At 73.2% G+C, this 25,767-nt stretch carries 23 protein-coding genes and 1 riboswitch; of the genes, 11 read left to right on the plus strand and 12 right to left on the minus strand.

Features of this window, described 5'->3' with window-relative positions; translation table 11 throughout:
- Positions 1-15: 15 nt before the first annotated feature.
- Positions 16-990: an NAD-dependent epimerase/dehydratase family protein gene (locus C4U44_RS11295; RefSeq protein ID WP_103885567.1), complete on the plus strand. Its 975-nt coding sequence runs from the start codon at positions 16-18 to the stop codon at positions 988-990.
- A gap of 33 nt (positions 991-1,023) precedes the next feature.
- Here the strand turns inward: C4U44_RS11295 and C4U44_RS11300 are convergent, their stop codons facing one another.
- Both C4U44_RS11300 and C4U44_RS11305 read right to left on the minus strand, forming a co-directional pair.
- Positions 1,024-3,105: a serine/threonine-protein kinase gene (locus C4U44_RS11300; protein WP_103885568.1), complete on the minus strand. Its 2,082-nt coding sequence runs from the start codon at positions 3,103-3,105 to the stop codon at positions 1,024-1,026.
- A 211-nt stretch (positions 3,106-3,316) separates the two neighbouring features.
- Positions 3,317-4,444, minus strand: a complete 1,128-nt coding sequence (locus C4U44_RS11305) for an SAM-dependent methyltransferase (RefSeq protein ID WP_407642820.1) — start codon at positions 4,442-4,444, stop codon at positions 3,317-3,319.
- A 104-nt stretch (positions 4,445-4,548) separates the two neighbouring features.
- On the opposite strand from C4U44_RS11305, the gene C4U44_RS11310 reads away from it, so the two are divergent.
- A complete protein-coding gene (locus C4U44_RS11310) occupies positions 4,549-5,571 on the plus strand; it encodes a carbohydrate-binding protein (protein ID WP_103885569.1) in 1,023 nt (340 codons plus the stop codon).
- 41 nt (positions 5,572-5,612) lie between these two features.
- Here C4U44_RS11310 and C4U44_RS11315 read toward each other — a convergent pair whose 3' ends face one another.
- The 3 genes from C4U44_RS11315 to C4U44_RS11325 form a co-directional block, all read right to left on the minus strand.
- Positions 5,613-6,548, minus strand: coding sequence for a 1-phosphofructokinase family hexose kinase (locus tag C4U44_RS11315; RefSeq protein WP_103885570.1), 936 nt, complete (start codon positions 6,546-6,548; stop codon positions 5,613-5,615).
- Between the two features lie 109 nt (positions 6,549-6,657).
- Positions 6,658-7,827 (minus strand): N-acetylglucosamine-6-phosphate deacetylase, encoded by a 1,170-nt coding sequence (gene nagA / locus C4U44_RS11320; RefSeq protein WP_103885571.1) that lies wholly within the window; start codon positions 7,825-7,827, stop codon positions 6,658-6,660.
- Positions 7,827-8,759, minus strand: coding sequence for an ROK family protein (locus C4U44_RS11325; RefSeq protein ID WP_103885572.1), 933 nt, complete (start codon positions 8,757-8,759; stop codon positions 7,827-7,829). Before C4U44_RS11325 ends, nagA begins: the two co-directional genes overlap by 1 nt.
- 283 nt (positions 8,760-9,042) lie before the next feature.
- Here C4U44_RS11325 and C4U44_RS11330 point away from each other — a divergent pair, with 283 nt between their 5' ends.
- The 3 genes from C4U44_RS11330 (at position 9,043) to otsB (ending at position 11,962) form a co-directional block, all read left to right on the plus strand.
- A complete protein-coding gene (locus tag C4U44_RS11330) occupies positions 9,043-10,344 on the plus strand; it encodes an ABC transporter substrate-binding protein (protein WP_235031983.1) in 1,302 nt (433 codons plus the stop codon).
- 14 nt (positions 10,345-10,358) lie between these two features.
- On the plus strand, positions 10,359-10,604 hold the full coding sequence (locus C4U44_RS11335; protein WP_103885574.1) for a DUF3263 domain-containing protein: 246 nt from the start codon (positions 10,359-10,361) through the stop codon (positions 10,602-10,604).
- A gap of 512 nt (positions 10,605-11,116) precedes the next feature.
- On the plus strand, positions 11,117-11,962 hold the full coding sequence (gene otsB / locus C4U44_RS11340; protein ID WP_103885818.1) for a trehalose-phosphatase: 846 nt from the start codon (positions 11,117-11,119) through the stop codon (positions 11,960-11,962).
- Between the two features lie 21 nt (positions 11,963-11,983).
- Here the strand turns inward: otsB and C4U44_RS41485 are convergent, their stop codons facing one another.
- Positions 11,984-12,817 (minus strand): nuclear transport factor 2 family protein, encoded by an 834-nt coding sequence (locus C4U44_RS41485; protein WP_160145016.1) that lies wholly within the window; start codon positions 12,815-12,817, stop codon positions 11,984-11,986.
- A 99-nt stretch (positions 12,818-12,916) separates the two neighbouring features.
- Between C4U44_RS41485 and C4U44_RS11350 the strand changes: the two genes are divergently transcribed.
- Complete coding sequence (locus C4U44_RS11350) at positions 12,917-13,582, plus strand: TetR/AcrR family transcriptional regulator (protein ID WP_235031984.1); 666 nt, start codon at positions 12,917-12,919, stop codon at positions 13,580-13,582.
- A gap of 73 nt (positions 13,583-13,655) precedes the next feature.
- Here C4U44_RS11350 and C4U44_RS11355 read toward each other — a convergent pair whose 3' ends face one another.
- Positions 13,656-14,261, minus strand: a complete 606-nt coding sequence (locus C4U44_RS11355) for a TetR/AcrR family transcriptional regulator (protein WP_235031985.1) — start codon at positions 14,259-14,261, stop codon at positions 13,656-13,658.
- Between the two features lie 112 nt (positions 14,262-14,373).
- On the opposite strand from C4U44_RS11355, the gene C4U44_RS11360 reads away from it, so the two are divergent.
- Positions 14,374-15,789: an MDR family MFS transporter gene (locus C4U44_RS11360; RefSeq protein ID WP_103885576.1), complete on the plus strand. Its 1,416-nt coding sequence runs from the start codon at positions 14,374-14,376 to the stop codon at positions 15,787-15,789.
- Between the two features lie 17 nt (positions 15,790-15,806).
- Here the strand turns inward: C4U44_RS11360 and C4U44_RS11365 are convergent, their stop codons facing one another.
- Together C4U44_RS11365 and C4U44_RS11370 are read right to left on the minus strand one after the other, a co-directional pair.
- Positions 15,807-17,231 carry an alpha,alpha-trehalose-phosphate synthase (UDP-forming) gene (locus C4U44_RS11365; RefSeq protein WP_103885577.1) on the minus strand — a complete coding sequence of 475 codons (1,425 nt, stop codon included), beginning with the start codon at positions 17,229-17,231 and terminating at the stop codon, positions 15,807-15,809.
- Positions 17,232-17,466: 235 nt separating this feature from the next.
- Positions 17,467-18,432: a glucosyl-3-phosphoglycerate synthase gene (locus C4U44_RS11370; protein ID WP_103885578.1), complete on the minus strand. Its 966-nt coding sequence runs from the start codon at positions 18,430-18,432 to the stop codon at positions 17,467-17,469.
- 184 nt (positions 18,433-18,616) lie between these two features.
- Positions 18,617-18,748, plus strand: a riboswitch (SAM riboswitch).
- Between the two features lie 18 nt (positions 18,749-18,766).
- On the opposite strand from C4U44_RS11370, the gene thrC reads away from it, so the two are divergent.
- From thrC to groL, 4 genes are all read left to right on the plus strand, one after another.
- The gene (gene thrC, locus C4U44_RS11375; protein ID WP_103885579.1) at positions 18,767-20,065 is read left to right on the plus strand and encodes a threonine synthase; all 1,299 of its coding nucleotides are present in this window, start codon (positions 18,767-18,769) and stop codon (positions 20,063-20,065) included.
- Positions 20,062-20,337: a ubiquitin-like small modifier protein 1 gene (locus C4U44_RS11380; RefSeq protein ID WP_103885580.1), complete on the plus strand. Its 276-nt coding sequence runs from the start codon at positions 20,062-20,064 to the stop codon at positions 20,335-20,337. Before thrC ends, C4U44_RS11380 begins: the two co-directional genes overlap by 4 nt.
- A 491-nt stretch (positions 20,338-20,828) precedes the next feature.
- Positions 20,829-21,032, plus strand: coding sequence for a cold-shock protein (locus C4U44_RS11385; RefSeq protein ID WP_009339379.1), 204 nt, complete (start codon positions 20,829-20,831; stop codon positions 21,030-21,032).
- Between the two features lie 320 nt (positions 21,033-21,352).
- Complete coding sequence (gene groL, locus C4U44_RS11390; RefSeq protein WP_103885581.1) at positions 21,353-22,978, plus strand: chaperonin GroEL; 1,626 nt, start codon at positions 21,353-21,355, stop codon at positions 22,976-22,978.
- Positions 22,979-23,080: 102 nt separating this feature from the next.
- Here the strand turns inward: groL and C4U44_RS11395 are convergent, their stop codons facing one another.
- From C4U44_RS11395 to murQ, 3 genes are all read right to left on the minus strand, one after another.
- A complete protein-coding gene (locus C4U44_RS11395; RefSeq protein WP_146088242.1) occupies positions 23,081-23,890 on the minus strand; it encodes a hypothetical protein in 810 nt (269 codons plus the stop codon).
- A gap of 105 nt (positions 23,891-23,995) precedes the next feature.
- Positions 23,996-24,490, minus strand: a complete 495-nt coding sequence (locus C4U44_RS11400) for a glutathione peroxidase (protein ID WP_103885583.1) — start codon at positions 24,488-24,490, stop codon at positions 23,996-23,998.
- A gap of 246 nt (positions 24,491-24,736) precedes the next feature.
- On the minus strand, positions 24,737-25,681 hold the full coding sequence (gene murQ / locus C4U44_RS11405) for an N-acetylmuramic acid 6-phosphate etherase (RefSeq protein ID WP_200823213.1): 945 nt from the start codon (positions 25,679-25,681) through the stop codon (positions 24,737-24,739).
- Positions 25,682-25,767: the final 86 nt, after the last annotated feature.

Below are 25,767 nucleotides of genomic sequence, written 5' to 3' on the forward strand. Positions count from 1 at the left end.
GGGGACGGTGGGGGGATGGAACTCCTTGTGCTGGGTGGGACGGAATTCGTCGGGCGCGCTGTGGTGGAGGACGCGGTGGCGCGCGGGTGGGGCGTGACGGTGTTCAACCGGGGGAGCCACGGGGTGCCGCCAGGGGCGCGGGCCCTGCGCGGAGACCGGGTGAAGGGCGCGTGGGGGGAGCTGGGTTCGGGGGAGTGGGACGCGGTGGTGGACACGTGGTCGGGGGACGCGGGGGCGGTGCGCGACGCGGTGCGGGTACTGGGCGGGCGGGCCGGCCGCTACGGGTACGTGTCGAGCCGTTCGGTGTACGCGTACCCGCCCGGCGCGGGCATGGACGAGAGCGCGGCGCTCGTCGACCCGGACGGCGACGACTACGCGGCGGTCAAGCGGGCCGGGGAGATCGCGGCCGTGGAGGGGTACGGCGACGCGGCGCTGCTGGTGCGGGCCGGGCTGATCCTGGGGCCGTACGAGAACGTGGGGCGGCTGCCATGGTGGCTGAACCGGATCGCGCGCGGCGGGGAGGTCCTCGCGCCCGGGCCGCGGGAGTCGGGCCTGCAGTACATCGACGTGCGTGACCTGGCCGCCTGGACGCTCGACGCGCTCGCCAAAGGGCTCGGCGGACCGTACAACGTGGTCAGCCCGCCCGCGCACACCACGACGGCGGAGCTGCTGGAGACCTGCGTGCGGGTCACCGGCTCGGACGCGGTGCTGCGGTGGGTGGCGCCGGAGGTGGTCGAGGCCGCCGGGATCGAGCCGTGGACGCAGCTCCCGGTGTGGCTGCCGCCGGGCGAGCTGTACGACTCGATGCACCTCGGCGACGTGCGGAAGGCGCTGAGCACCGGGCTGCGGTGCCGTCCGGTCGGGGAGACCGTCGCGGACACCTGGCGCTGGCTCACCGGCATCGGCGGGGTCGCGCCGCAACGGCCGGACCGGGCGCCGGCCGGGCTGGACCCCGAGGTGGAGCGCCGGGTGCTCGACGCGCTCGACTAGTTCCGGACACGGCTCCCGCGGCGCCCCGCCCGGTCAGCCGCGCTGGTAGACGGTCGTGCACAGCAGCGTGCGGCCGCCGTCCACCACCCACGCCCAGTAGCGCGTCCGATCGCTCCCGCCCTGCGCGCAGTCGCCCGCGTCGGCGCCGGACGAGGCCGGGTGGACACCCGCGATGTACATCACCTGGTTGTACGGCGTGGGGACCTGCCCCGTCGAGCAGTCCACCACCGTCATCGGGCCGATGACGACGCTGTCGCCGGACTGCTCGCCGAGCATGCAGTAGTGCGGGAGGTAGATCCGGGTGACGCAGAGCCGGGTGGTGTCACCGGTGTCGGGCGAGGTGTACGACCACGACGCCTCGCCCATGCCGTTCGGGCAGCTGCCGCTCGTGCGGGCGGTGACCTGCACCAGGCCCGCGAGCTGGCTGGTGCAGGACACCGCGCTCGGCGGGGTGGCGGCGCTCCAGACGATGCGGGTGCCGCCGCTGCCGGTGTCGTAGACGGGCAGGCAGTCGCCGATCCGCACCGCGTCGAACGCCTCTTCGGTCGGATCGGTGCCCGGTGCGGTCGTGGTGGGGGCGTCCGACGGCGTGTCCAGGGCCGTGCCGTCCGTGCTGTCGCCGGTCGCGCCGGTCCGGCCGGTGCCGGTCGTGCTGTGCGGGGCGCCGTTGGTGTCGACGGGCGTGCCGTTCGGGTCGTCGCCGGGCGAGCCGTCGTCGCTGGGGACCAGGGGGACCCCCGACGCGACGCTGCTGGCGCCGCCGGTGGAGTCCGTACCGCCGTCGCCGGTCCAGGGGTGCCAGACCAGCAGGGCGATCACCAGCACGACGACCACCGCCAGCGCACCGGCCGGACCGCCCTGGCTCGACCGCGGCGCCGCCGCGAGCCGGTCGGCCTCCCGCCGGTCCGCGGCATGTCGCTCCGCCTCCAGCCGGGTCGCCTGGAGCCGTTCGGCCGCGCGCTCCTCCGCCTCGCGCTGATCGGCCCGCCACTGCTCCGCCGCCGCTTCCTCCTCCGCGACCCTGGCGCGCAGCACCGCCGCCAGGTCGTGCAGTTCACGGTCCCTGAACTCGCGGGCCTCCCGCGCCTGTTCCTCCCGCTCCCGGCGGGCGGCGCGCTCCTCGGCGTCGATCAGGACGGGCGCGGGCGGCGGCGCCGGCCGGGTGTGCTCGTCGGCCATCGCCTCCGCGGCGCCGGGGTCCTTCTCCAGCACCCGCCCGTGCGCCTCGTACGCGTCGACCAGGGCCTTCCACCGCAGGGGCAGCCAGTGCCGCGCGTCCTGGCGTACGGCCTCCTGGTCGGCCTCGTCCAGGAAGAGCGGCAGGAGCTCGTCGAGGGTGGGGCGCTGCTCGGGTTCGAAGGCCAGGCACGGGCGGATCAGCGGGGCGAGTTCGGGCGGCAGGCCGGTCAGGTCGAGGGTGCCGGCCTGCACCCGGGCCAGCCGTTGCAGCGGGCCGTCGTCGCTCTCGGGGTAGGGCGCGCGGCCGACCGCGAGGTGGAAGAGGGTCGCGCCCAGCGAGTACACGTCGGACGCCTGGGTGGACCGCTGGCCGAGCGCCTGCTCCGGCGAGGTGTAGTCGATGGTGCCGAGGGTCAGCGCCGTCGCCGTCTTGTCGATGGCGTGCGAGATGCCGAAGTCGATGACCAGCGGCCCGGTCAGCGGCAGCAGGATGTTCTGCGGCTTGACGTCGCGGTGCACGACTCCCTTGTCGTGCAGGGCGAGCAGGGCCTGGATGGTGCCGGCCGCGAGCCAGGGTATCGCCGAGGCGGGCAGCCGTCCGGCGGTGCGGACCAGGTCGCCGAGGGAGGGCGCGGGCACGAAGTCGATGGCCATCCAGGGCCGTTCGGCCCGCGCGTCGGCCTCGCGCAGCCGGGCGGTGCACGCGCTGTCGATCCGCTGGGCCAACTCCACCTCGCGGGCGAAGCGTTTGCGGTCCGGCTCGCTGACCACGCCCTCGGCCAGGAGGGTCTTGACGGCGACGAGCGGGCCGTCCGGCGTGGACCGGCCGAGGTGGATCCGCCCCATTCCGCCCGAAGTCAGCCGCCAGAGCAGGCGGTACGGCCCGAGCCGCTTCGGATCGTCCTCACCGAGCGGTCTGATGCCGATACCGGCCATGCAGCGGCCTCCCCTTGAGCATTCTGCGTCCTAGAGTGACACGACGTGCGTGCCGGTGCGGTTGCGACCCCCCCTGATCAGAAGGGGAGTTGGCGGTACCACGGGGCCAACCGGTCGCTCCGCGACGGGAGTCGGCGGGCCCGGTTCCGCCGGTCCACCCGATTCCCCCGCTCGCCGGACGACGGTACCCACGACGCCCCCCGGGTCGCGCTCACCCCCGGGAACGCGGCGCGAGCAGATCCGCGCAGGACGCGCTCACGGGCGTGGCGAGCCACAGGAAGTCGCCGAGCGCGCCCCTCGCGGTCAGCTCGGCCGCCTCCGTCGCCGCGGCGAGTGCGCGGACGTAGGCGGACGCGTCCCGCGCGGCCAGGGCGAGCGGGGGGCGGTGCCCCTGGACGCCCAGGGCGTGCAGGGCCTCGCGCTGCGTGGTGAGGGTGCCGGGCAGGGTGTCCATCGCGACGTGCGCGGTCAGGTCCATGGAGCCGTCGGGCACGGGGGCGGCCTGGCGGCCGCCGCGGTAGCCGGTCAGGGTGCCGAACGGGGGACGGGCCCCCGCGGTGTGGCCGTAGTCCACGGCCACGGCGAGGCCCGCGTCGAGGGTGGCGAGGGTGCGCTGCCAGGCGGCTTCCCGGGTCCGGCCGATCTCCGCGCGGCGGGCGTCGGGGAGGCCCGTGCCCGGCGGCCCGGGAGGCAGGTCCGCGGCCGGCCGGCCGTCGGCCCCGGTCCCGGCTCCCGATGGCCACCACCGCTCCAGCCAGAGCGCGTCCGCAGCTTCCACCCGGCGCCCGAGGCGTTCGCCGCCGTCGGCGAGGCGGACCTCGACGTAGTGCGGGTGGCCGTCGGGGGCGGGTGAGGCGACGGGCAGGGGAACATTGTCCAGCCATTCGTTGGCGAACAGGAGGCCGTGCGTGTGCCGGGGCGGGTCGGCGGTCCAGGTGACGCGGGGGTCGAGGCCGGGCGGGCGGGGGGAGCGTTCGACGGCGTGCACCCGGACGCGGGCCGCGAGCCCGGGCGCCAGGGCGGCCAGCACGCCGGCCGCCAGCTCGCCCGCACCCGCCGCCATGTCGACGAAGTCCAGCCGCGCGGGACGGCCGAGCGCCGCGTCCACCCGGGCCAGCAGTTCCGCCACGGCGCCCGCGAACAGCGGCGACGCGTGCACGGAGGTGCGGAAGTGGTCGGCCGGCCGCTCGCGGCGGAAGAACCCGGCGGGACCGTACAGCGCCCGCTCCATCGCGTCCTGCCAGGGCAGCCAGACCGGCCCGCCCGCCTCGTCCGGGCCCGGCCCGCGGTCCCGCTCCGGGTGCTGTTCGGGGCCGCCGGAATCCGTGGGACTTGTCACAGCGGAACCTTACTGACCTGCTCACGCGTCGAAGAGCGTGGACGGTGTGTCCGCCTGGGCCGGTAAGGTGCCTGACATACCACAGTCGAGGGAGTGGACAGCGGATGACTGCCGGAAACGACGGCGCCCCTGAGAACGACGACCCGTTCGCGTATCTCTACCGGTCGGAGGGCGGCGACCAGCCGGACCCCGCCGGGGGCCAGCCGGCTCCGGGGCAGCCTGGCGTGCCCAGAACCTCCTACCACCAGGTCCAGCGGGTCGGCGAGCGGCGCCCGTCGACGGGTGGCTACGGCTACCCGCCCCAGGCGCCCCAGGGATCGCAGCCGCCGTACGGCTACGACCAGGGCCAGCAGCAGTACGCGGGCCAGTACGCCGGCCCGACCGCGCAGTACCCGCAGCCGCCGTACCCGCAGGGCCAGCCGCAGCAGTCCGGCCCGCCCGGCTACGACGCGCCGCAGGGCCCGCCCGGGGGCCGCAGGGCCGGTGGCGGCCCTGGTGGCGCCGGCGCGCCGAACCGCAAGGGTCTGCTGATCGCGGCGGTCGCGGTGGTCGCCGTGGTCGGGATCGTGATCGCCTTCGCGATGACCAACAGCTCGGGCGACAAGAACAAGCAGGCCGACGACAAGCCGACCGGTGCGACCACCAGCACCAGCGCGCCGAGCCAGTCGGCGACCCCGTCGGCGACGCCCGCGCCGTTCGACTCGAAGAAGATCGACGCGTCCACCCTCGCCCTGGCCGGCGGCGCGGCCACCAGCACCGAGCACCCGGGGGCGAACGCCGCGGGCGGCACCTACGTCGACAACCTGGCGAACCAGGGCGCGTCGGTGGCCTGGACCGTCAACGTGCCGAAGGACGGCACCTACACGTTCTTCGTCAGCTACGCGAACGCCGGCCCCGACGCCACCCTCACCCTCGGTGTCAACAGCAAGCCGCGCACCGACCCGGTGAAGCTGAACAACTACGGCAGCGCCACCGACTGGGCGAAGGCGTGGAACATGACGACCTTCAACTACGTGAACCTGACGAAGGGCGCCAACGTCCTGACCATGACGTGCGCCCCGACAGACACCAATTGCGGCGTGAACCTCGACCAGGTGTGGCTCAAGGAGGGCCAGGTCAAGAACTAGGGCGCGTCCGGCCCGTCCGGGAGCGGGCCGCCGTACGGCGGCTACCCCGCGGGGACGACCTCCACCTTCGGCAGCAGCTCCTCGTAGCCGGCCCGGTCGTACTCCCCGGCGGCCGGCGCCAGCACCGTCGCCGCGGACAGCGCGACCGCTCGCGCCAGCCGGCGCGGCCACGGCAGCCCCTCCACCTGGCCGGACAGCAGCCCGGCGACCGCGGAGTCGCCGGCGCCGGTCGGGTTGCCGGCCAGCCGGCCCGGCGGCAGGGCCCGCCAGCCGCCCTCCTCGGTGACCGCGAGCATCCCGTCGGCGCCGAGCGACGCGGCCACCCCGCGGGCGCCGCGCCGCCGCGCGTCGTGGGCCGCGCGGGCCGGCTCGGAGAATCCGGTCAGCCCGGTCAGCTCGGCCGCGTTGGGCTTGATCAAGTCGGGGCGGGCGGCCAGGCCCCGGCGCAGCGGTTCCCCGCTGGTGTCGAGCAGGGCGTACACGCCGGCCCCGCGCGCCTCCCGGACCAGCTCGGCGTAGGCGCCCACCGGCAGCCCCGGCGGCAGGCTGCCGCACAGCGCGACCGCCTCGGTGCCGGGATCGGCGAGCAGCTCGCGGTAGACCGCCAGGAACGCCGTCCACTCGGACGGGCCGACGGTGGGCCCGGGCTCGTTGAACATCGTGGTGTCGCCGGTGGCCGCGTCCACCACCCCGACCGTGCGCCGGGTGAGGCCCGCCACCGGCACCAGCGCGTCGGTGATGCGGTGCGCGTCGGGCACCGTCGCGAGCCGGCGGCGCAGCTCGTCGCCGGCCGGGCCGCCGGCGAAACCGGTGACGGTGGTGCGGTGGCCGAGTGCGGCCAGCACCCGGGCGACGTTGACGCCCTTGCCGCCCGGGCGTTCCACCGCCTCCGTCACCCGGTGGGTGGCGTGCGGTATGAGGGACGGGACCCGGTAGGTCACATCCAGGGCGCTGTTGAGCGTGACGGTGATGATCACCCGTTGATTTTGGCAAACCGGCGGCGGTCGGCCCAGAGTCGGCGGACCGCTTTTACGCAGACGTTGAACATTCGACTGCCGCCGGACGCCCGGACGCGCCCCGCCGCCCCTACAGCCGTCCCTCGGGGCGGACCACCCACGCGCCCCTGCGCATCACGCCCACCACGGCGTACTCCTCGTCCAGCACCACCAGGTCCGCATCCTTGCCGGGCTCCAGCGAGCCGATCCGGTCCGACATCCCCAGCAGCCGGGCCGGGTTGGCCGAGATGGCCTGCACGGTGTCGGTGAGCGAGATCCCGTCCAGGGTGACGGCCCGCCGGAAGGCGGTGTCGAGGGTGAGGGTCGACCCGGCGATGGAGCCGCCCTCCACCAGGCGTGCCACGCCCTGGAGCACCTCGACCTTCAGCGGGCCGAGGTCGTACATCCCGTCCCCGAAGCCGGCCGCGTCCATCGCGTCGGTGATGAAGGCGACCCGGTCCGCGCCCGCGCTGCCGAAGGCGAGTTCGAGGACGGACGGGTGCAGGTGGGTGCCGTCGTTGATCAGCTCGACGGTGATCCGCTCGTCCTCCAGCAGCGCGGCGATCGGCCCCGGCTCGCGGTGCTGGAGCGGCGGCATCGCGTTGAACAGGTGGGTGGCCACGGTCGCGCCCGCGTCGATCGCCGCGGCGGTCTGCTCGTAGCCGGCGTCCGTGTGGCCGATCGCGGCGATCACGCCGAGGTCGGCGAGCAGCCGCACCGACTCGATGCCGCCGGGCAGTTCGGTGGCGAGGGTGACCATCTTCGCCGCGCCGCGGCCCGCCTCGACCAGCTTGCGCACGGTCGCCGGGTCGGGGTCGCGCAGCAGCGTCTCGTCGTGCGCGCCCTTGCGGCACGGCGAGATGAACGGCCCCTCGTAGTGGATGCCGGCCAGGTCGCCCTGCTCGACCAGTTCGGACAGCAGGGCCGCCTGCCGGCCCAGGGCGTCCAGGCTCTCGGTGACGGTGGAGGCGACCACCGTGGTGGTGCCGTGCTCGCGGTGGGTGCGCACGCCGGTGAGGACGTCCTCGGCGGTGCCGGAGGTGAAGGACGCGCCGCCGCCGCCGTGGTTGTGGATGTCCACGAAGCCGGGCACCAGGGTGTAGCCGCGGCCGGCCAGGTCGTGGGTGGCCTGCTCGGCCTGCTCGTTGGCGGCGATCCGGGTGCCGTCGACCGTGATCCGGCCGTTCTCCACCACGCCGGACGGCAGCACCACGCGGGCACCCGCCAGAACGGTGCGCTGCGTTGTCGTTACGGGGGCCATCAGGCGGATACCTCCATGGAGATCAGATCCCAGGCGAGCAGACCCGCGCCCAGGCAGCCGGCGGTGTCTCCCAGCGCGGCGGGGACGATGAGCGGGAGTTTCTGGAACGTGATGCGTGCCTCGACGGCCGCCCGCAACGGGCCGAAGAGGGTGTCGCCGGCCTCGGCCAGGCCGCCGCCGATGATCAGCACCCGGGGGTCGAGCAGCGTGAGACCGCTGACCAGGCCGTCGGCGAGCGCGTCGATCGCCTCCCGCCACACCTCGATCGCGGCCAGGTCGCCGGCCTCGACCGCCCGCGCGCAGCCGGCCGCGTCGGCGTCCGGGTCGCCGCTGACGGCCGCCCAACTCCGGGAGATCGCGCCGGCCGAGGCGTACGCCTCCAGGCAGCCGCGCTGCCCGCAGCCGCACTCGCGGCCGCCGGGGCGGACCACGATGTGGCCGATCTCACCGGCGTAGCCGTGCGCGCCGGCCTCGATCCGGCCCTCGATGCCGATCGCGCCCGCGATGCCGGTGCCCAGCGGCAGGAACAGGAAGCGGTCGGCGCCGTTGCCCGCGCCGATCCGTCCCTCCGCCAGGCCGCCGGCCCGCACGTCGTGGCCGAGTGCCACCGGCAGGCCGTCCAGCCGCGCGGAGAGCAGGTCGCGCAGCGGGAGGTCCTTCCAGTACAGGTTGGCGGCGTACACGGCGACGCCGGCCGCGGAGTCCACGATGCCGGGCACCACCACCCCGGCGGCGTCCGCGCTCTGCCCGTAGGCGGCGCGGCCGTGCTCGCGCAGGTCCGCGGCGAAGTCCAGGATCGCGGTCACCACGGCGTCCGGACCGCGCTCGCGGCCGGTCGGGCGGCGTGCCTCGTGCAGCAGCGTGCCGTCCTCGGCGACCAGTGCCGCCTTCATCCCGGTGCCGCCCACATCGAGGGCGATGACATGTCTCACGTGGGACAGTCTCGCGTCAAACCCCTATAGAGGTCTAGTCCACTCGGCCGGGAAGATCGATTCTCAGGAAAGCTGCATATTGCCGGGCAGGTCAGGGACCCCCGCCCGAGGGTCCGGAAACGCCCCCCGGAGGGCGGTCCGGCGGCGCGGGATCGGGCCCGCCGCCGAAGAGTTATCACTCATGGTGTAGACCTTGGCTAAAGATATGGGGAAGACTCGACCCTTTCGCGGGGGCCCGGCGATCGGTCCCGCACACAGCTCGGTCGGTCCCACGGTCCCAAGGGTGGTAGGAACAGTGCAGCGGCGACGACTTCTCGGCCTCGCGGCCGGCCTCACTTCCGCGTTGGCCCTGACCGGGGTCAGCGCCTGCGGCGGCTCCTCGCCGCTGAGCAAGGACGTGACGTTGCACCTGGTGGCCGCGGACTACGGCGACCCGAAGACGGACAACAGCTCGCTGGCGTACTGGAACGAGATGGTGCACGACTTCGAGCAGCAGAACCCGCACATCAAGGTCGACGTGCAGGTGCTGCCCTGGACCGACGTGGACGACAAGGTCGCCGCCATGGTGAAGGCGGGCAACCCGCCGGACATCGCGCAGATGGGCTCGTACGCGACGTACGCCGCCAAGGGCCAGCTCTACAGCGCCGACCAGCTCTTCACCGTGAGCGAGCAGGCCGACTTCATCCCCTCGCTGGCCCAGGCCGGTTCGGTCAACCGCACCCAGTACGGGCTGCCGTGGGCGTCCAGCTCCCGGATGTTCTTCTACAACAAGTCCCTCTTCAAGCACGCCGGCATCCTGCACGCGCCCAAGACCTGGGACGACCTGGCCGCCGACGCGAAGCTGCTCAAGGACGACGGCGTCAAGGTCCCCTACGGGCTGCCGCTCGGCACGGAGGAGTCGCAGGCGGAGTCGCTGATGTGGATGCTCGGCGCCGACGGGGGCATCACCGACTCGGTCGGCAACTACACCTTCGACTCCACCGAGAACATCGACGCGTTCACCTGGCTGAAGAAGAACCTCGTCGACGCGAAGCTGGTCGGCTCGAAGGACCCCGCCACCACCGACCGGCAGGTGATCTTCAACGACTTCCTGTCCGGCGACGCGGCCATGATCAACGGTCACCCGACGCTGCTGGCCCAGGCCCGCGCGCACGGCATCGACGTCGGCGTCGCGCCGCTGCCGGGCAAGGACGGCACCGACCCGAACACGCTCGGCGTCGCCGACTGGGCGATGGCCTTCAAGCAGAACGGCAACCTCGACGCCGACCGCAAGCTGCTCCAGTTCGTCTACCAGACCAAGAACACGGTCAAGTTCCTCGACGAGTACGGGCTGCTGCCGGTGACCACGTCCGCCTCGCAGGTCATGCAGGGCGAGAAGCGCGACGCCGACCTCGTGCAGTTCCTGAACCTGCTGCCGGACGCGGTCTTCTACCCGGTCGACAAGACCTCCTGGACGGCGGTGAGCGACCGGATGAAGAAGGTCATCGGCAGCGCGGTCCACGACGACCCGAAGACCGTACTCTCGCAGTTGCAGAACTACGCCGAGAACCAGGACGGCGAGGGACTGACGTCGGTACCGCAGTAGGGGGTGCGAGCAGGGTGGCCGAGGACACGGGTTCCGACGGGCTGTCGGAACGGGATCTCGCGGTTCTCGAGCTCGCGGGCCGGTCCTGGAGCGGGCCCGGCCCGCGCGACCGGGCGATCCGGGAGCGGCTCGGCATCTCGCCGACGGCGTTCTTCCAGTTGCTCAACGCGCTGCTCGACGATCCCCGAGCGGTGCGGGTGGCCCCGACGACGGTCAACAGATGGCGGTCCACCCGGCAGCGCCACCGCGACGACGCGTAACCCTTCGGGGTGCGCCTGACCCTCCGGGGTGCCCCGTCCTGCCGGTTGAGGGACCACCTGTCGGTGGCCGGTTGCTCGCGCCGTTCCCCGCGCCCCTGGTATGTGCGGCTTCCTCCGCGAAAAGAGGGCCACCCACCCAGGGGTGCGGGCCGCGCCCCTTCGAAGCACGCTTCGTCCGCAGGGCAACCCCGGGCCCGGGGCGGGGGCGCCCTGACGGGGAGACGTTCACCTCCAGGGGCGCGGGGAACTGCGCGGCCGGCCGGCGCGGCGCAGCCGGGGGCCCGCGGGCCCAGCCCCCGCAGCGTTGTTTCCGGACCATCGGCCGGTGGCCGGTTGCTCGCGCCGTTCCCCGCGCCCCTTGGTGTGTGCGGCTCCTTCCGCGAAAGGAGGGCCACACCCACCCAGGGGTGCCCTGACGGGGAGACGTTCACCCCCCGAACGACAGTGGACCGCAAGGTCCCGTGACGGCGGACCGGGGCAGCCGGGAGGGTCCGCTCGGCTACGCTCGCCTCATGTCCGCCGAGACGTTCACCCCACACACCCCCGAGGGTCGGGACGCTCTGACCGCGTTGCTCGCCCACCCTGAACGCGCCGTCGTCGCACTGGACTTCGACGGGACCCTCGCCCCCATCGTGCCGGACCCCGACCAGGCCCGCGCGCATCCGGGTGCGGCGCCGGCGCTGGCCCGGCTCGCCCCCCGCCTGGCCGCGGCAGCGATCATCACGGGCCGCCCCGCCGGTGTCGCGGTCCGGTACGGCGGCTTCGCCGGCGTCCCCGGGCTGGAGCACCTCGTGGTCCTCGGGCACTACGGCGCCGAGCGCTGGGACGCCCGCACCGGCGAGGTGCACGCGCCCGCCGAGCCCCCCGGCGTCACCGCCGTCCGGGCCGAACTGCCCGGCTTCCTCGACACGATCGGCTCCTGGCACGGCACCTGGATCGAGGACAAGGGCGGGCGGTCGGTCGCCGTCCACACCCGCCGCACCGACGACCCCGACGCCGCCTTCGAGGCGTTGCGCGCCCCGCTGGGCGAACTCGCCGCCCGCCACGGCCTCGTGGTCGAGCCCGGCCGCTACGTGCTGGAACTGCGCCCGCCCGGCGTGGACAAGGGCGTCGCGCTCGCGGCGTACCTGCGGGAGGTCGGCGCGGGCAGCGTCCTCTACGCCGGCGACGACCTCGGCGACCTGGCGGCCTACGCCGCCGTCGCCGAGCTGCGCGAGAAGGGGCTGCCCGGACTCCTGGTGGCCAGCGCGGGCACCGACGAGTCCCCGAAGGAACTCCTCGCCCAGGCCGACCTCACCGTCCCCGGCCCGGCCGGGGTCGTCGCCCTCCTCGACCACCTCGCCGACGCCCTGGAGTGACCGGGCCGCAGCACGGCCCGCCTACCGCCCGGTGATCGCGCGGTGGGTGATGCGCCAGCCGTCCGGGCCGTGCACCAGGGTGTCCTCGTAGCCGACGCTCCGGCAGGTGCCGTCGGCCATGATGCCGATGCCCTTGGAGCAGGCGCGGGCCAGGCCGTCCCGCTCGCCCGGGCGGACGACCGTGTTGGTGACGTGGTGGCCGACGGGATTGGCCGCGCCGAGGGCCTCCGCGGCGGCGGCGAGGGCGTCCAGCCCGTGCAGGACACCGCGGCCGGAGCCCAGCCCGGTGAGGTCGTAGACCACGTCGGGGCTGAACACCTCGTCCAGCCGGTCGAGTTCGCCGGCGTCGGTGAGGTGGCCGTGCCGGGCCACCACGTCGGCGATGGCGGCCCGCTCCGCCAGGTCGAGCGCGGGCGGCGGTGCGAGCGCGGCGCGGAGTTCGGGCAGGCGGTCCAGCACCCTCGCCCCCGCGACCGGGTCGGTGTAGTCGCGGGTGTGCACGATGTACCCGTCGCGGACGGTCAGGAACATCGCGAAGAGCAGCGTGAAGGCCCGGTCGTCGGCGAGCATCCGCCCGGTCAGGGTGTACTCGGCGACGAGCAGTTCGGGATCGCCGGTCTCGTGCAGCCGTACGTCCCCCAGCGCTTCGTACCTGCGGACCGCCGCCCCGGCGCGGAAGCGGGCGCGCAGCTCCTCGCGGGTGGTCTCGATCCGGGCGGGGTACAGCTCGGGCACGGCGAAGGGCATCTCGATCACGACGTGCGGGGCGTAGAAGTCGGCGAGGGCGCCGGGGTCCTGACCGATGGTGGCGGCCAGGAAGCCCTCGACGGTCTCGCGGGGCGTGCGTGCGGGCATGGCGGAGCTCCTCCCGGGGCGCCGATAGAATCGGAGAGTGCGCCCCGGTTAAGACCTTACCGGAGAGTGCTCTCCGTTTGAAGGGGGGCTCAGGACGGCGTGCGGGAGAGGGTGATCGACGTGCCGGAGGCGAAGCCGGTGGGGGCCGGGCCGACGGGGGTCGAGCCGGTGGGGGCCGAGTCGACGGGGACCGAACCGGCGAAGCCACTGCGGGCCGACGCGCGGCGCAACCGGGACCGGCTGCTCCAGGTCGCGCGGGAGGCGTTCGCCGTCGAGGGGATCGCGGTGCCGCTCGACGTGATCGCCCGTCGCGCGGGCGTGGGCCCCGGCACCCTCTACCGGCACTTCCCCACCAAGGAAGCGCTGTTCGAGGCGGTCGTGCACGACCGGCTGCACCAGCTCATCCACCTCGCCCGGGAGTTGGGCGGGGACCCGGGGGGCGACCCCGGTGCGGCGCTGGGCACCTTCCTCGACCACCTGCTGCGCGAGGCCGCGCCCAAGCAGGACCTCGTCGACGCGCTGGTCGGCTCCGGCATCGACATCCAGGACGCGGTCCTCGCCACCGCCGCCGTCCTCCGCGACGAGATCGCCCTGCTGCTCAGCCGGGCGCAGGCCGCGGGCGCGGTCCGCGCCGACCTCACGCCCGCCGATCTGATGGCGCTGGTCTCCGCGTTCCTGCACGCGATGCGGCCACGCTCGGCCACCCCCGCCGACCCGGCCCGCCTGCTGTCGGTCCTGCTCGACGGGATGGCCCCCCGGCCCTGAACCCCCGCATCCGAGCCAACGGTCGGGCGCTGAACCGCACTTCGGGAGCAGGTCCGGCGGGCGGGGCGGCGCCTCAGGTGTGCGCCTCGCCCCGGACCAGCGGGAGGAAGACGTCGTCGACGATCTCCGTGAGGGTGCGGTCGGTCAACGGCTCGCGGGTGAAGAGCAGTTCGTTGCGGAGCAGGTCCACCGCGACGGTGGTGACCCGGGGCGGCAGTTCGGCGGTCGGGATCTCCCCCCGCGCGGCGGCCCGCCGCAGCACCGACGCCATGACGTCGCCCATGATCGTGAACGCGTGGGTGTCGAGGTCGGCGGCCTCGGCCATCAGGCCGTGCAGCGTGTTGTTGCCGATGCTCCGCTGCCGGTCGACCATCGCGGCCAGGACGGCGAGCACGTCTCCGCGCAGGCCCCCCGTGTCGGGGACGCGGTCCGCGATCGAGCCGACGTTGTCCCGCATGGCGGCGACGACCAGGGCGGCGCGGTTCGGCCAGCGCCGATAGAGCACCTGCTTCCCGGTGTGCGCGCGGGCGGCCACGCCCTCCATCGTCAGACGGGCGTAGCCGACCTCGGCGAGCTCGGCCCACGCGGCATCGAGCAGCTCCGCCTCCAGTTCGGCGCCCCGCCGCCGGGTGGCGGCGGTCCGGCCGCCGCTGCTGGTGCCGCTGCCGTCGTCGCCCACGACTACCGCCCCCCTTGGAGACCTTGCGTCTCTTGTCCGGGCCAGTCTATCGTCGCCTTTAGAGACGCAACGTCTCTTGCTGTCGGGACGGGGAAGGCAGGTGGGCGGTGCGATGAGCACGGCCGGCGGAACGGCGGACCGCCGCAGCGACGCGAGCACCCCCGAGCGGGGGACGGACCGGGCCCTGCTCACCATCGCGCTGATCCTGGTCCTCGGCGCCCTCGCACCCCTGCTGGACAGCACGATCGTCAACGTCGCCCTGCACACCCTGGGTCACGACCTCGGCGCGCCCGTCGCCACCATCCAGTGGGTCAGCACCGGCTACCTGCTCGCCGTCGCCCTGGCGATCCCCGCCGCCGGCTGGACCGCCGACCGGTTCGGCGCCCGCCGGATGTGGCTGGTCTCCCTGCTGCTCTTCCTGGCCGGGTCCCTGCTGTGCGGCGCCGCCTGGAACCTCGGCTCGCTCATCGCCTTCCGCGCGGTCCAGGGCGTCGGCGGCGGGCTGATGCTCCCGATCCTCCAGACCCTCCTCATGCGCGCCGCCGGCGGGCGCGCACTCGGCCGGCTGATGGCCGTCGTCACCCTGCCCGCGCTGGCCGGGCCGATCCTCGGCCCGGTCGCCGGCGGCCTCATCGTCGGCCACCTCGACTGGCGCTGGATCTTCCTCGTCAACCCGCCGATCTGCCTCGCGGCCTTCCATCTCGCCCGGCGCCATCTGCCCGCCGACCCGCCGGGCCGCGCCCCGCACCTGGACGTCACCGGGTTGTCGCTGCTCTCGCCCGGCCTGGCCGCCCTCGTCTACGCGCTCGCCACCGCGGGCACCGGCGGCCCCGCCCGGCCCCGGGTCCTGCTGCCATTCGCGCTCGGCGCCGCCCTGCTGTGCGGGTTCGCCGTCCACGCGCTCCGCACCCGCCCTCCCCGGCGGCCCCTCCTCGACCTGCGCCTCTTCCGCTCGCGCGGCTTCAGCGCCTCCGCCGTGCTGCTCTTCCTCTCCGGGTTCGCCCTCTTCGGCTCGATGCTGCTGCTCCCGCTCTACTACCAGCAAGTGCGCGGCGCCTCCGTCGTGACCGCCGGGCTGCTGCTCGTCCCGCAGGGCATCGGCAGCCTGCTCGCCCGGCCCGCCGGCGGCCTCGCCGACCGGATCGGGCCGAGGCCGGTCGTCCTGACCGGCTGCGCGCTCACCGCCCTCGGCACGCTTCCCTTCGCGCTCCCGCTGCACCACCCCTCCGCCCTGCTGCTCGGCGCCGCGCTCGTGGTCCGCGGGTTCGGGCTCAGCGCCGCCAACATCGCGATCATGCTCGGCGCGTACCGGGGGATCGGCCGGGAAGAGGTGCCGCATGCCAGCGTGCTCACGCGGATCGCGCAGCAACTCGGCGGTTCCTTCGGGGCGGCCCTGCTCGCCGTCCTCCTCCAGCACGCCCTGCACACCCACGCACCGACCGAGGCGTACGCCCTGACCTTCGCGGTCGCGCTCGGCCTCACGGCCGCCTCCGCCGTACCCGCGCTGTTCCTGCCGCGCGAGGGGTGAGCTGCCAGGCGGCCCTGTCAGCCGCCGATCGCGTCCAGCTGGTCGAGGAACCAGCGGCTCGGCGGGAGGGCGGTGGCCGCGGCGGCGAGGCGCTTCGTCCGGTCCGCGCGCTCCGCCTCGGGCAGGGTCAGCGCGAGGTTGAGCGCGACGGCCGTGGCGCGGATGTCGTACGGATTGACGGTGAACGCGTCGTCCCCCAGTTCCTCGAAGGCGCCCGCCTCGCGGGACAGGACCAGCGCCACCCCCTGGTCCGAGACGACCGGGACCTCCTTGGCGACCAGGTTCATCCCGTCCCGGATCGGGTTGACCAGGGCCACGTCGGCCAGGCGGTACGCCGCGAGCGAGCGGGCGAAGTCGTCGTCGACCTTGAGGATGACCGGCGTCCAGCCGTCGGTGCCGAACTCCTCGTTGATCGCCGTCGCGACCCGGGACACCTCCGCGGTGTACTCCCGGTAGATCGCCAGGTCCTGGCGCGAGGGGTAGGCGAAGGCCACGTGCACGACGCGCTCGCGCCATCCCGGGTGGTCGGTGAGGAGCTGCCGGTAGGCGTGCAGCCCGCGCACGATGTTCTTGGACAGCTCGGTCCGGTCCACCCGCACGATCAGCCGGCGCCCCGGCCCGGCCTCCGCCCGCAGCGCGGCCATCCGCTCCTCGACGTCCGGGCGCTGCGACCGCTCGCGCAGGAACGCCCCGTCGGCGCCGAGCCCGTGCACGCCGAGCCGGGTGGTCCGGCCCCGGTACGTGACGGAGCCGCCGTCGGCGGCGACCTCGGCGCCCAGCACGTCGGCGCAGCACGCCGCGAACGCGCCGGCCCAGCGGCGGGTGAGGAACGCGGCGCGGTCGGCACCGAGGATGCCTTCGAGGAGCGGCCGCGCCACGTCGTCCGGCAGCAGCCGGAAGTAGTCGGGCGGCGCCCACGGGGTGTGCGAGAAGTGGCCGATCCGCAGGTCGGGGCGGCGCTCGCGGAGCAGCCCGGGCACCAGCGCGAGGTGGTAGTCCTGCACCAGGACCGCGGCGCCCTCGGCGGCCTCCTGCGCGAGCGCGTCGGCGAACGCCTGGTTGTACGCCTCGTAGGCGGCCCACTGGTCGCGGAAGGTCTCGTCGAAGACCGGCTCGAACGGGGTCTGGTAGAGCAGGTGGTGCACGAACCACAGCACCGAGTTCGCGATGTCGTTGTACGCCGCGTGGAAGACGTCGGGATCGATCGCGATCATCCGCACGCCGGGCTCGGCGACGCCCTGCCGCACCGCCTCACGGTCGCCGTCCGAGAGGGCGGCGCACACCCACACGGAGCCTGCGTCCGGGCCGATCGCACTCAGCCCGGAGACGACGCCGCCGCCTCCGCGCCGGCTGGTCAGGGTGCCGTCCGATGCGACGGTGTACGAGACCGGGCCGCGGTTCGAGGCGACCAGGATCGGGGCCCCCTGCGAAGATCCCTCCATGCGGCGAGCCTAGCCATTTGCTGCGCGGCTCAAACCCGGACCCCCCGGGGTGGGTGGGTGCTGCCGGTCGCGGGACCACCTGTCGGTGGTGGGTTGCTCGCGCAGTTCTCCCCCAGCCTGGCGGCTGGGTGGGGGCGCCCCCGGCGAAGCCAGGCCGGGGGCGCGGGGAACTGCGCGGGCAACCACAGCGGACCGCGAGGTCCCGCAACACCGCGGACGGGGCAGGCGGGAGGGTTTACGCGGCGGGACGGGAGAGGTACTCGGGGATCGCGGACATCGGGGGCCGTTCCTCCGTGTCGACGGGGTGGGTGCTGGGGACGAAACCGGCTTCGCCGCGGTCGAACTGGGTGAGGCGGGGCCGGACGAGGTGGCCGCGGGCGAGCCGGGACTGGGCGGTGCGGTAGATCGCCGCGGCCATCCGGCCGAGCGCCTGGCCGTCCTGGTGCCGGTGGTGCCGCACGCCGACGTCGACCTGCGCGAGGGCGTCGAGGCCGACCAGGCCCAACGCGTCGATGAGCATGCCGAGTTCGACCCCGTAACCCACCGGGAAGGGCAGCCGTTCGAGCAGGGAGCGGCGGGCCGCGTACTCCCCGCCGAGCGGCTGGACGAAGCCGGCCAGCTGCGGCCAGTGCATGTTGAGCAGCGGGCGGGCGACGAGTTCGGTGACGCGCCCGCCGCCCGCGGGCAGCACGGTGCCGCCGGTCTCCAGCGGCCGGTCGTACATCGCCTTGACCAGCTGCACCTCGGGATCGGTGAGCAGCGGACCGACGATCCCGGAGACGAAGGACGTGTCGAACTCGCGCAGGTCCGCGTCGACGAAGCAGACGATCTCGCCGCCGGTCACCAGCAGCGAGCGCCACAGCACCTCGCCCTTGCCGGGCAGCGAGGGCAGCCGCGGCAGGATCGTGTCCCGGTCGACCACGCGGGCGCCGGCCCGGGCGGCCAGCTCGGCGGTGCGGTCGGTGGAGCCGGAGTCGACCACGACCACCTCGTCCACCAGCGGAGACGCCTCGCACATCAGGTCCCGGCGGATCGCCGCCACGATGTCCCCGACGGTGGCCTCCTCGTCCAGCGCGGGCAGGACCACGCTGACCGTGCCCTGCGCGCCGGCCGCGCGCTTCGCGGCGAGCAGCCGGTCCAGCGGCCGGTCCGCGGCCGACCAGGACCGGGTGTGCAGCCAGTGCTCCACCTCGTCGAGCACGTGCGTCCTCTCCTCCGCGCCGACCCGCTGTCCGGCGTGCGATCCATCTCGCGGTGCGGACGACTCTCTGCACCGCCGCCCGTGTCGGTTACAGTCTTGAACAACGCGTGAGCCCACCGCATGCCGGGGGTGCCGCGCGGGACAAACGCGCCGGGTGCGGTCCGCACCGACCCGGTCGCCATACCGCTCATCCAGAGGGGCAGAGGGAACGGCCCGTTGAAGCCCCGGCAACCCTCCCGCCGACCGCGAGGTCACGCACGGTGGGGAAGGTGCCAATTCCGTCTCGTGGCGCGCCCGCGTCCGAGGAAGATGAGGAGAAAGGGCCTCGCCTGCCATGGCTGTGCAAACCACCGCAAGCACCACCGACTCCGCCTCCGGCGCCCCCGCCCCCTTCGGGCCGGCCGCGGCACTGTCCTGCCGGGAGTGCGGCACCCGCTACCCGCTGAGCCCGGTCTTCGCGTGCCTGGAGTGTTTCGGGCCGCTCGAAGTGGCGTACGACCTGCCGACCGGTGACCCCGAGGCGCTGCGCGCCCGGATCGAGGCCGGCCCGACCAACATCTGGCGCTACGCCCCGCTGCTGCCGGTGCCCGCCGACGTCGCCACCAAGCCGAACATCAACCCCGGCTGGACCAAGCTCGTCAAGGCCGACAACCTTGCCCGCGAACTGGGCATCACCGGCGGACTGCACGTCAAGGACGACTCCGGCAACCCCACCCACTCCTTCAAGGACCGGGTGGTCGCGATCGCGCTGGAGGCGGCCCGCACCTTCGGCCTCACCACGCTGTCGTGCTCCTCCACCGGCAACCTGGCCGGCGCGGTCGGCGCCGCCGCCTCCCGGGCCGGGCTGCGCTCGTGCGTGTTCATCCCGCACGACCTGGAGGCCGGCAAGGTCGTGATGGCCGCGGTCTACGGCGGTGAACTGGTCGGCATCGAGGGCTCGTACGACGACGTGAACCGCTTCTGCTCCGAGCTGATCGGCGACCCGATCGGCGAGGGCTGGGGCTTCGTGAACGTCAACCTGCGGCCGTACTACGGCGAGGGTTCCAAGACGCTCGCGTACGAGATCGCCGAGCAGCTCGGCTGGCGGCTGCCGGACAACCTGGTCATCCCGATCGCGTCCGGCTCCCAGCTCACCAAGATCGACAAGGGTCTGAAGGAGCTCATCGCGCTCGGCCTGGTCGAGGACAAGCCGTACAAGATCTACGGTGCCCAGGCCGAGGGATGCTCGCCGGTGTCGGCGGCCTTCAAGGCCGGGCACGACGTGGTCCGGCCGGTGAAGCCGGACACCATCGCCAAGTCGCTGGCGATCGGCAACCCGGCGGACGGCCCCTACGTGCTGGACATCGCCCGCCGCACCGGGGGCGCCGTCGAGGACGTGAACGACGAGCAGATCGTGGACGCGATCAAGCTGCTCGCGCGGACCGAGGGCATCTTCGCGGAGACCGCGGGCGGGGTGACCGTCGGCGTGCTGAAGAAGCTGATCGAGTCCGGGCAACTCGACCCGGCCGCCGAGACCGTCGTACTCAACACCGGCGACGGACTGAAGACCTTGGACGCGGTGGCGCCGACCACCGGACCGACCGCGACCATCCGCCCGACCCTTGCCGCGTTCCGAGAGGCTGGCCTCGCATGAGTGCTTCCGTACGTATCCCCACCATTCTCCGCACCTACACCGGCGGACAGGCCGAGGTGCCTGCCGAGGGTTCCACCCTCGCCGAGGTGATCGACTCGCTGGAACGCGCGCACAAGGGTATTTCGGCGCGGGTACTCGATGACGCCGGAAAGCTGCGACGTTTTGTGAACGTGTATGTCAACGACGACGACGTGCGATTTTCCCAAGGGCTGGAGACGGCCGTGCCGGATGGCGCGAGTGTCTCGATCATTCCCGCCGTGGCCGGTGGCTGAACCTCCTCGCGGCAACTGAACCCGCCGCCGCCCGGCCGTAGTTGGGCCGGGCGGTGCGGGTTCTGGCGATTTGTGCCCCGTTCACCCCTTCGGGTGGACGGGGCATCCGTGTGCCGGGGCAGTAGTTGAAGAGTTGTACAGTTGCCGGAGGCAATCGCGCGGCGGACGTACGCCGATCGCACGCCGGTCCGGCGATTTATCGCCAAATTCACGAACGAATTCTCCGCTTCGCCCTTTATGTCCGGCCCGAATTGCCCGGGCTTATCGTTTTTTCTCGGACTATTTCCGATGGGTCGTGCCAAGAATTCTCGTCCGATTGACCTGTTGCAGACGGCATCCGTGCAGATACATTCAGCCGCGGTCGACGCGTTCCGGCGCACGCCCCCCAGAGGCCCCACCGCCCGGCGGTAAGGGGTCCACGGACGGGTGAGGTCTGACCCGGGCCCGTGAAGTGCGGGGCCGCGACAGGGCCAGCAATAGGGGAGTTAGGAATGGCTCAGGGCACCGTCAAGTGGTTCAACGCGGAGAAGGGCTACGGCTTCATCGCGGTCGACGGTGGTGCGGATGTCTTCGTCCACTACAGCGCGATTCAAATGGACGGGTACCGCACCCTCGAAGAAGGCCAGCGGGTCGAGTTCGAGATCTCGCAGGGTCAGAAGGGGCCGCAGGCGGACATGGTCCGTCTCGCCGGCTGACTTCACGGCGCGTTCGGCCATCGACGCGACCTTTCACACGGAGGAGCCGCATCCCCACGGGGGTGCGGCTCCCTCGTTTTCCGTCGCGGTTCCGGCCCGGTGGCCTGCGCGGGGGCGGTGGGCACCCCGGAGGCGCTTGCACTCGCGGGGGGTGAGTGCTAATCATTGGCGTTAGCACTCTCCACGTGAGAGTGACAGCAGGGCCGGGTCGGTGAGGGTCGTGCGGGTGCCGGGAAGGAACCGGCGGCCGGCGGGTCGTCCGTCGCGGGCACCACACGGTCCCGAGCGCAAACAACCCAGTCCGCGGAGGACACTTCACCATGGCCAAGATCATCGCCTTCAACGAGGAGGCACGGCGCGGCCTTGAGCGTGGGATGAACCAGCTCGCCGACGCCGTCAAGGTCACCCTGGGCCCCAAGGGCCGGAACGTGGTCCTCGAAAAGAAGTGGGGAGCCCCCACGATCACCAACGATGGTGTGTCCATCGCCAAGGAGATCGAGCTCGAGGACCCGTACGAGAAGATCGGCGCCGAGCTGGTCAAGGAAGTCGCGAAGAAGACCGACGACGTCGCCGGTGACGGCACGACGACCGCGACCGTCCTGGCCCAGGCCCTGGTCAAGGAGGGCCTGCGCAACGTAGCCGCGGGTGCCAACCCGATGGCCCTCAAGCGCGGTATCGAGAAGGCCGTCGAGGCCGTCTCCGCTGCCCTGCTGGACCAGGCGAAGGACGTGGAGACCAAGGAGCAGATCGCCTCCACCGCCTCCATCTCCGCCGCCGACACCCAGATCGGCGAGCTGATCGCCGAGGCCATGGACAAGGTCGGCAAGGAAGGCGTCATCACCGTCGAGGAGTCGCAGACCTTCGGTCTCGAGCTCGAGCTCACCGAGGGCATGCGCTTCGACAAGGGCTTCATCTCCGCCTACTTCGCCACTGACCTGGAGCGGATGGAGGCGTCGCTGGACGACCCCTACATCCTGATCGTCAACTCCAAGATCTCCGCGGTGAAGGACCTGCTCCCGCTGCTGGAGAAGGTCATGCAGTCCGGCAAGCCGCTGCTGATCATCGCCGAGGACGTCGAGGGCGAGGCCCTCTCCACCCTGGTGGTCAACAAGATCCGCGGCACCTTCAAGTCCGTGGCCGTCAAGGCCCCGGGCTTCGGTGACCGCCGCAAGGCCATGCTCGGCGACATCGCCATCCTCACCGGTGGCACCGTCATCTCCGAGGAGGTCGGCCTCAAGCTCGAGAACGCCGGTCTCGACCTCCTGGGCCGTGCCCGCAAGGTCGTCATCACCAAGGACGAGACCACCATCGTCGACGGTGCCGGTGACACCGAGCAGGTCGCGGGCCGGGTCAACCAGATCCGCGCCGAGATCGAGAACAGCGACTCGGACTACGACCGCGAGAAGCTCCAGGAGCGCCTGGCGAAGCTGGCCGGCGGCGTGGCCGTCATCAAGGCCGGTGCCGCCACCGAGGTCGAGCTCAAGGAGCGCAAGCACCGCATCGAGGACGCGGTGCGCAACGCGAAGGCCGCCGTCGAGGAGGGCATCGTCGCCGGTGGCGGCGTGGCCCTGCTCCAGGCGACCTCCGTCTTCGAGAAGCTGGAGCTGGAGGGTGACGAGGCGACCGGTGCGGCCGCCGTCAAGATCGCCCTCGAGGCCCCGCTGAAGCAGATCGCGGTCAACGCCGGCCTCGAAGGCGGTGTCGTGGTGGAGAAGGTGCGCGGCCTGACCCCCGGCCACGGCCTCAACGCGGCCACCGGCGAGTACGTCGACCTGGTCGCCGAGGGCATCATCGACCCGGCGAAGGTGACGCGCTCCGCACTGCAGAACGCGGCCTCCATCGCCGCGCTCTTCCTCACCACCGAGGCGGTCATCGCCGACAAGCCCGAGAAGGCGGCCCCCGCGGGCGCCCCGGGTGGCATGCCCGGCGGTGACATGGACTTCTGATCCCCCGGGATCACCGTCCAGCACGCCACGACGGCGCCCCCTCCCCGTCCGGGAGGGGGCGCCGTCGCGCGTTGCGCCAACCGCCCTCGGTGACACGGAGGTTCAGCCCGGCCGGTCGGTGGGTTCGCGGTCGGTGGGTTCGCGGTCGGCGGGTTCACGGTCGGTGGGGTCGCTCCCGGCAGGGACCGTGTCCTCGGGTCCGTTGCCGCCCTGGACGGCGCCGGACGGCACGGCGTCGGACGGTGCCGCCGGGAGGCCCGCGGCGCGCTCCCGCAGGCGGCGGCGGTGGCCCCTGCGGTCCGGATGCCCGGGGACGTAGTCCCTCTCCTTCCACACCCGTCCGAACCACAGGTCGGGCGGGGCGTACTGCCGGGCCGCCGCCTCGACGTCCGGCAGGAGGGCGACCAGGCGCTGCAGGTGGAGGCGGTAGCGCAGCCGGGACAGGCCCGGCAGGGGCGGGTCCTCGTCCCGGACCAGCTTCCACAGCACCGGGTCGTCCCGGTCGAACTCCCCGCGCGGGAAGAGCTCCAGGGTGGCGTACTGGGGCTTCGCGGCCGTCCCGCCCGAGCAGTAGACCCCGGCGCCGGCCAGCGACTCCCACGGCACCACGGCGACCTTGTCGTCGACCAGCCACCACCAGCCGGTGGCGTCGAAGACGAACCGGTTCCTGACCATGAGCGCGCCCGCCGTGCCACCGATCAGCATGAAGGCGATCGCCGGGGCGAACAGCCCCACCTCGACCCACCGCCAGGCCGTCGCGTGCGTGGTGGTCAGCGCCCACGCCAGGCCGCCCCCGAGCAGGGCGAGCACGACCCCGACGAACCGGAGGAACGGCCCCCGCTCCCGCTTCTCGTACCAGATGACGGTGGCGTCCTCCGACGGCCACCGCTCGGTGATCCCCCCACCCGCCATACCCGAACCGTACGGGCCCCGGCCCCGGAAGGGCACCCGAATCCGCGGGGTGCTTCCTTCCGGGGCGGCGAGGCGGCGGCCAGGAGGCCGGATGGGACCGGGAGTTCAGCCCTGGAGGACGGCCTCGACCGCGGAACGCAGCGCGGTGTCCTGCGGGGTGATACCGGGGCGGAAGCGGGCGACCACCTTGCCGGCCGGGTCGACCAGGAACTTCTCGAAGTTCCACTGGATGTCGCCGGCCTCGCCCTCCGCATCCGCGTGGCCGGTCAGGGTGTCGTAGAGGCGGTGCCGGTTCGGGCCGTTGACCTCGATCTTGTCCGTCATGGGGAAGGTCACGCCGTAGGTCGTGGAGCAGAACTCCGCGATCTCCTCGGTCGTGCCGGGCTCCTGCCCGCCGAACTGGTTGCACGGGAAGCCGATCACCGTGAAACCCCGCCCGGACAGCTCCTTGTGCAGTTCCTCCAGCGCGGCGTACTGCGGGGTCAGCCCGCACTTGCTGGCGACGTTCACCACCAGCACGGCCTTGCCCGCGGCCAGCCGGCCGAACGTCGTTTCCTCGCCGGCCAGGGTCCGCACGGCCACTTCATTCAGATCGCTCATGCCCCCATCATGCACGTCCACTCGCGCGGGGGCCCCTGACCCTCCGAGGGTGCCTTGTTTGGGTCGGTTGAGGGACCTTGCGGTCCGCTGTGGCTTGTCGCGCAGTTCCCCGCGCCCCTTGGTATGTACGGCTCCACCTGGCTTGACCCGGAAGGAGCCGAGCACTTCCAGGGGCGCGGGGAACTGCGCGAGCAACCCACCCCCGGCAGGTGGTCCCTCAATCGGCGGGCAGGGGCACCCTGGGGGTCAGGGCGCCGCCTGAAGCGCCTCGCGGAGGTGCCCGTTGGACGCGGCGAGCAGCCGCACCGCGGTGGAGGCGTCAACCTCCGCGAGCAACGTCAGAATCGCGGGCTTCACCTCGCCGTCGGTCGCGCTGAGCGCCGCCTCGATCGCGGCGTCGGGCGCGCCGGTCGCGAGGGCGACGATGCGCCGCGACCGCGCCCGCAGCTTCTCGTTGGACGCGCGGACGTCGACCATCAGGTTGCCGTAGGTCTTGCCGAGCCGGATCATCGTGATCGTCGAGAGCATGTTGAGCACCAGCTTCTGCGCGGTGCCGGCCTTCAACCGGGTGGAGCCGACCACGAGTTCGGGTCCGACCACGATCTCGATGCCGTGGTCGGCCGCGGCGGCCAGCGGCGAGCCCTCGTTGCAGGACAGCCCGACGGTCAGCGCGCCGATCCCGCGGGCGGCCTCGACCGCGCCGAGGGCGTAGGGCGTGCGCCCGGACGCGGAGATGCCCACCACGCTGTCGGCCTCGGTCAGCCCCAGCGCCTCCAGGTCGGCCGCCGCGAGCTCCTTGCTGTCCTCGGCGCCCTCGATCGAGGTCACCATGGCCTCGGGCCCGCCCGCGATCAGGCCGACCACCTCGCGCCCGGGCGTGGTGTTGAAGGTCGGCGGGCACTCGCTCGCGTCGAGCACGCCGAGTCTGCCGGCGGTGCCCGCGCCGGCGTAGATCAACCGGCCGCCACGGCCCATGCGCGCGGCGATCCCGTCGATGGCGGCGGCGATCCCCGGGAGCTGCCGGCTGACGGCCGCCGGCACGGTGATGTCCTCACCGTTCATGATCCGCGCGATCTCCAGTGTGGACAGCCGGTCGATCTCGGCGAGTTCGGGTCGGAACGCCTCCGTGGTGAGCGTTTCCAACTCCCGGCGCAACTCGGTGTACTGGTCGGTCATGTGCGGCTCGTTCATCCTTCTCGGGTGGACTGGTGCGATGCGGGGGGATGGGTGCTGCGCGATCGGTGCCGTGGCGGCGGCGTAGGGGGACACGGGGTGGG

The organism is Actinacidiphila yanglinensis (genome assembly GCF_900107965.1).
GTDB lineage: Bacteria > Actinomycetota > Actinomycetes > Streptomycetales > Streptomycetaceae > Actinacidiphila > Actinacidiphila yanglinensis.

Excerpts from the sequence above, each read along its gene's own strand:
- C4U44_RS11295 (WP_103885567.1), top strand. The coding sequence starts at position 16 with ATGGAACTCCTTGTGCTGGGTGGGACGGAATTCGTCGGGCGCGCTGTG.
- C4U44_RS11300 (WP_103885568.1), bottom strand. The coding sequence starts at position 3,105 with ATGGCCGGTATCGGCATCAGACCGCTCGGTGAGGACGATCCGAAGCGG.
- C4U44_RS11310 (WP_103885569.1), top strand. The coding sequence starts at position 4,549 with ATGACTGCCGGAAACGACGGCGCCCCTGAGAACGACGACCCGTTCGCG.
- nagA (WP_103885571.1), bottom strand. The coding sequence starts at position 7,827 with ATGGCCCCCGTAACGACAACGCAGCGCACCGTTCTGGCGGGTGCCCGC.
- otsB (WP_103885818.1), top strand. The coding sequence starts at position 11,117 with ATGTCCGCCGAGACGTTCACCCCACACACCCCCGAGGGTCGGGACGCT.
- C4U44_RS41485 (WP_160145016.1), bottom strand. The coding sequence starts at position 12,817 with ATGCCCGCACGCACGCCCCGCGAGACCGTCGAGGGCTTCCTGGCCGCC.
- C4U44_RS11360 (WP_103885576.1), top strand. The coding sequence starts at position 14,374 with ATGAGCACGGCCGGCGGAACGGCGGACCGCCGCAGCGACGCGAGCACC.
- C4U44_RS11365 (WP_103885577.1), bottom strand. The coding sequence starts at position 17,231 with ATGGAGGGATCTTCGCAGGGGGCCCCGATCCTGGTCGCCTCGAACCGC.
- thrC (WP_103885579.1), top strand. The coding sequence starts at position 18,767 with ATGGCTGTGCAAACCACCGCAAGCACCACCGACTCCGCCTCCGGCGCC.
- C4U44_RS11380 (WP_103885580.1), top strand. The coding sequence starts at position 20,062 with ATGAGTGCTTCCGTACGTATCCCCACCATTCTCCGCACCTACACCGGC.
- C4U44_RS11385 (WP_009339379.1), top strand. The coding sequence starts at position 20,829 with ATGGCTCAGGGCACCGTCAAGTGGTTCAACGCGGAGAAGGGCTACGGC.
- groL (WP_103885581.1), top strand. The coding sequence starts at position 21,353 with ATGGCCAAGATCATCGCCTTCAACGAGGAGGCACGGCGCGGCCTTGAG.
- C4U44_RS11395 (WP_146088242.1), bottom strand. The coding sequence starts at position 23,890 with ATGGCGGGTGGGGGGATCACCGAGCGGTGGCCGTCGGAGGACGCCACC.
- C4U44_RS11400 (WP_103885583.1), bottom strand. The coding sequence starts at position 24,490 with ATGAGCGATCTGAATGAAGTGGCCGTGCGGACCCTGGCCGGCGAGGAA.
- murQ (WP_200823213.1), bottom strand. The coding sequence starts at position 25,681 with ATGAACGAGCCGCACATGACCGACCAGTACACCGAGTTGCGCCGGGAG.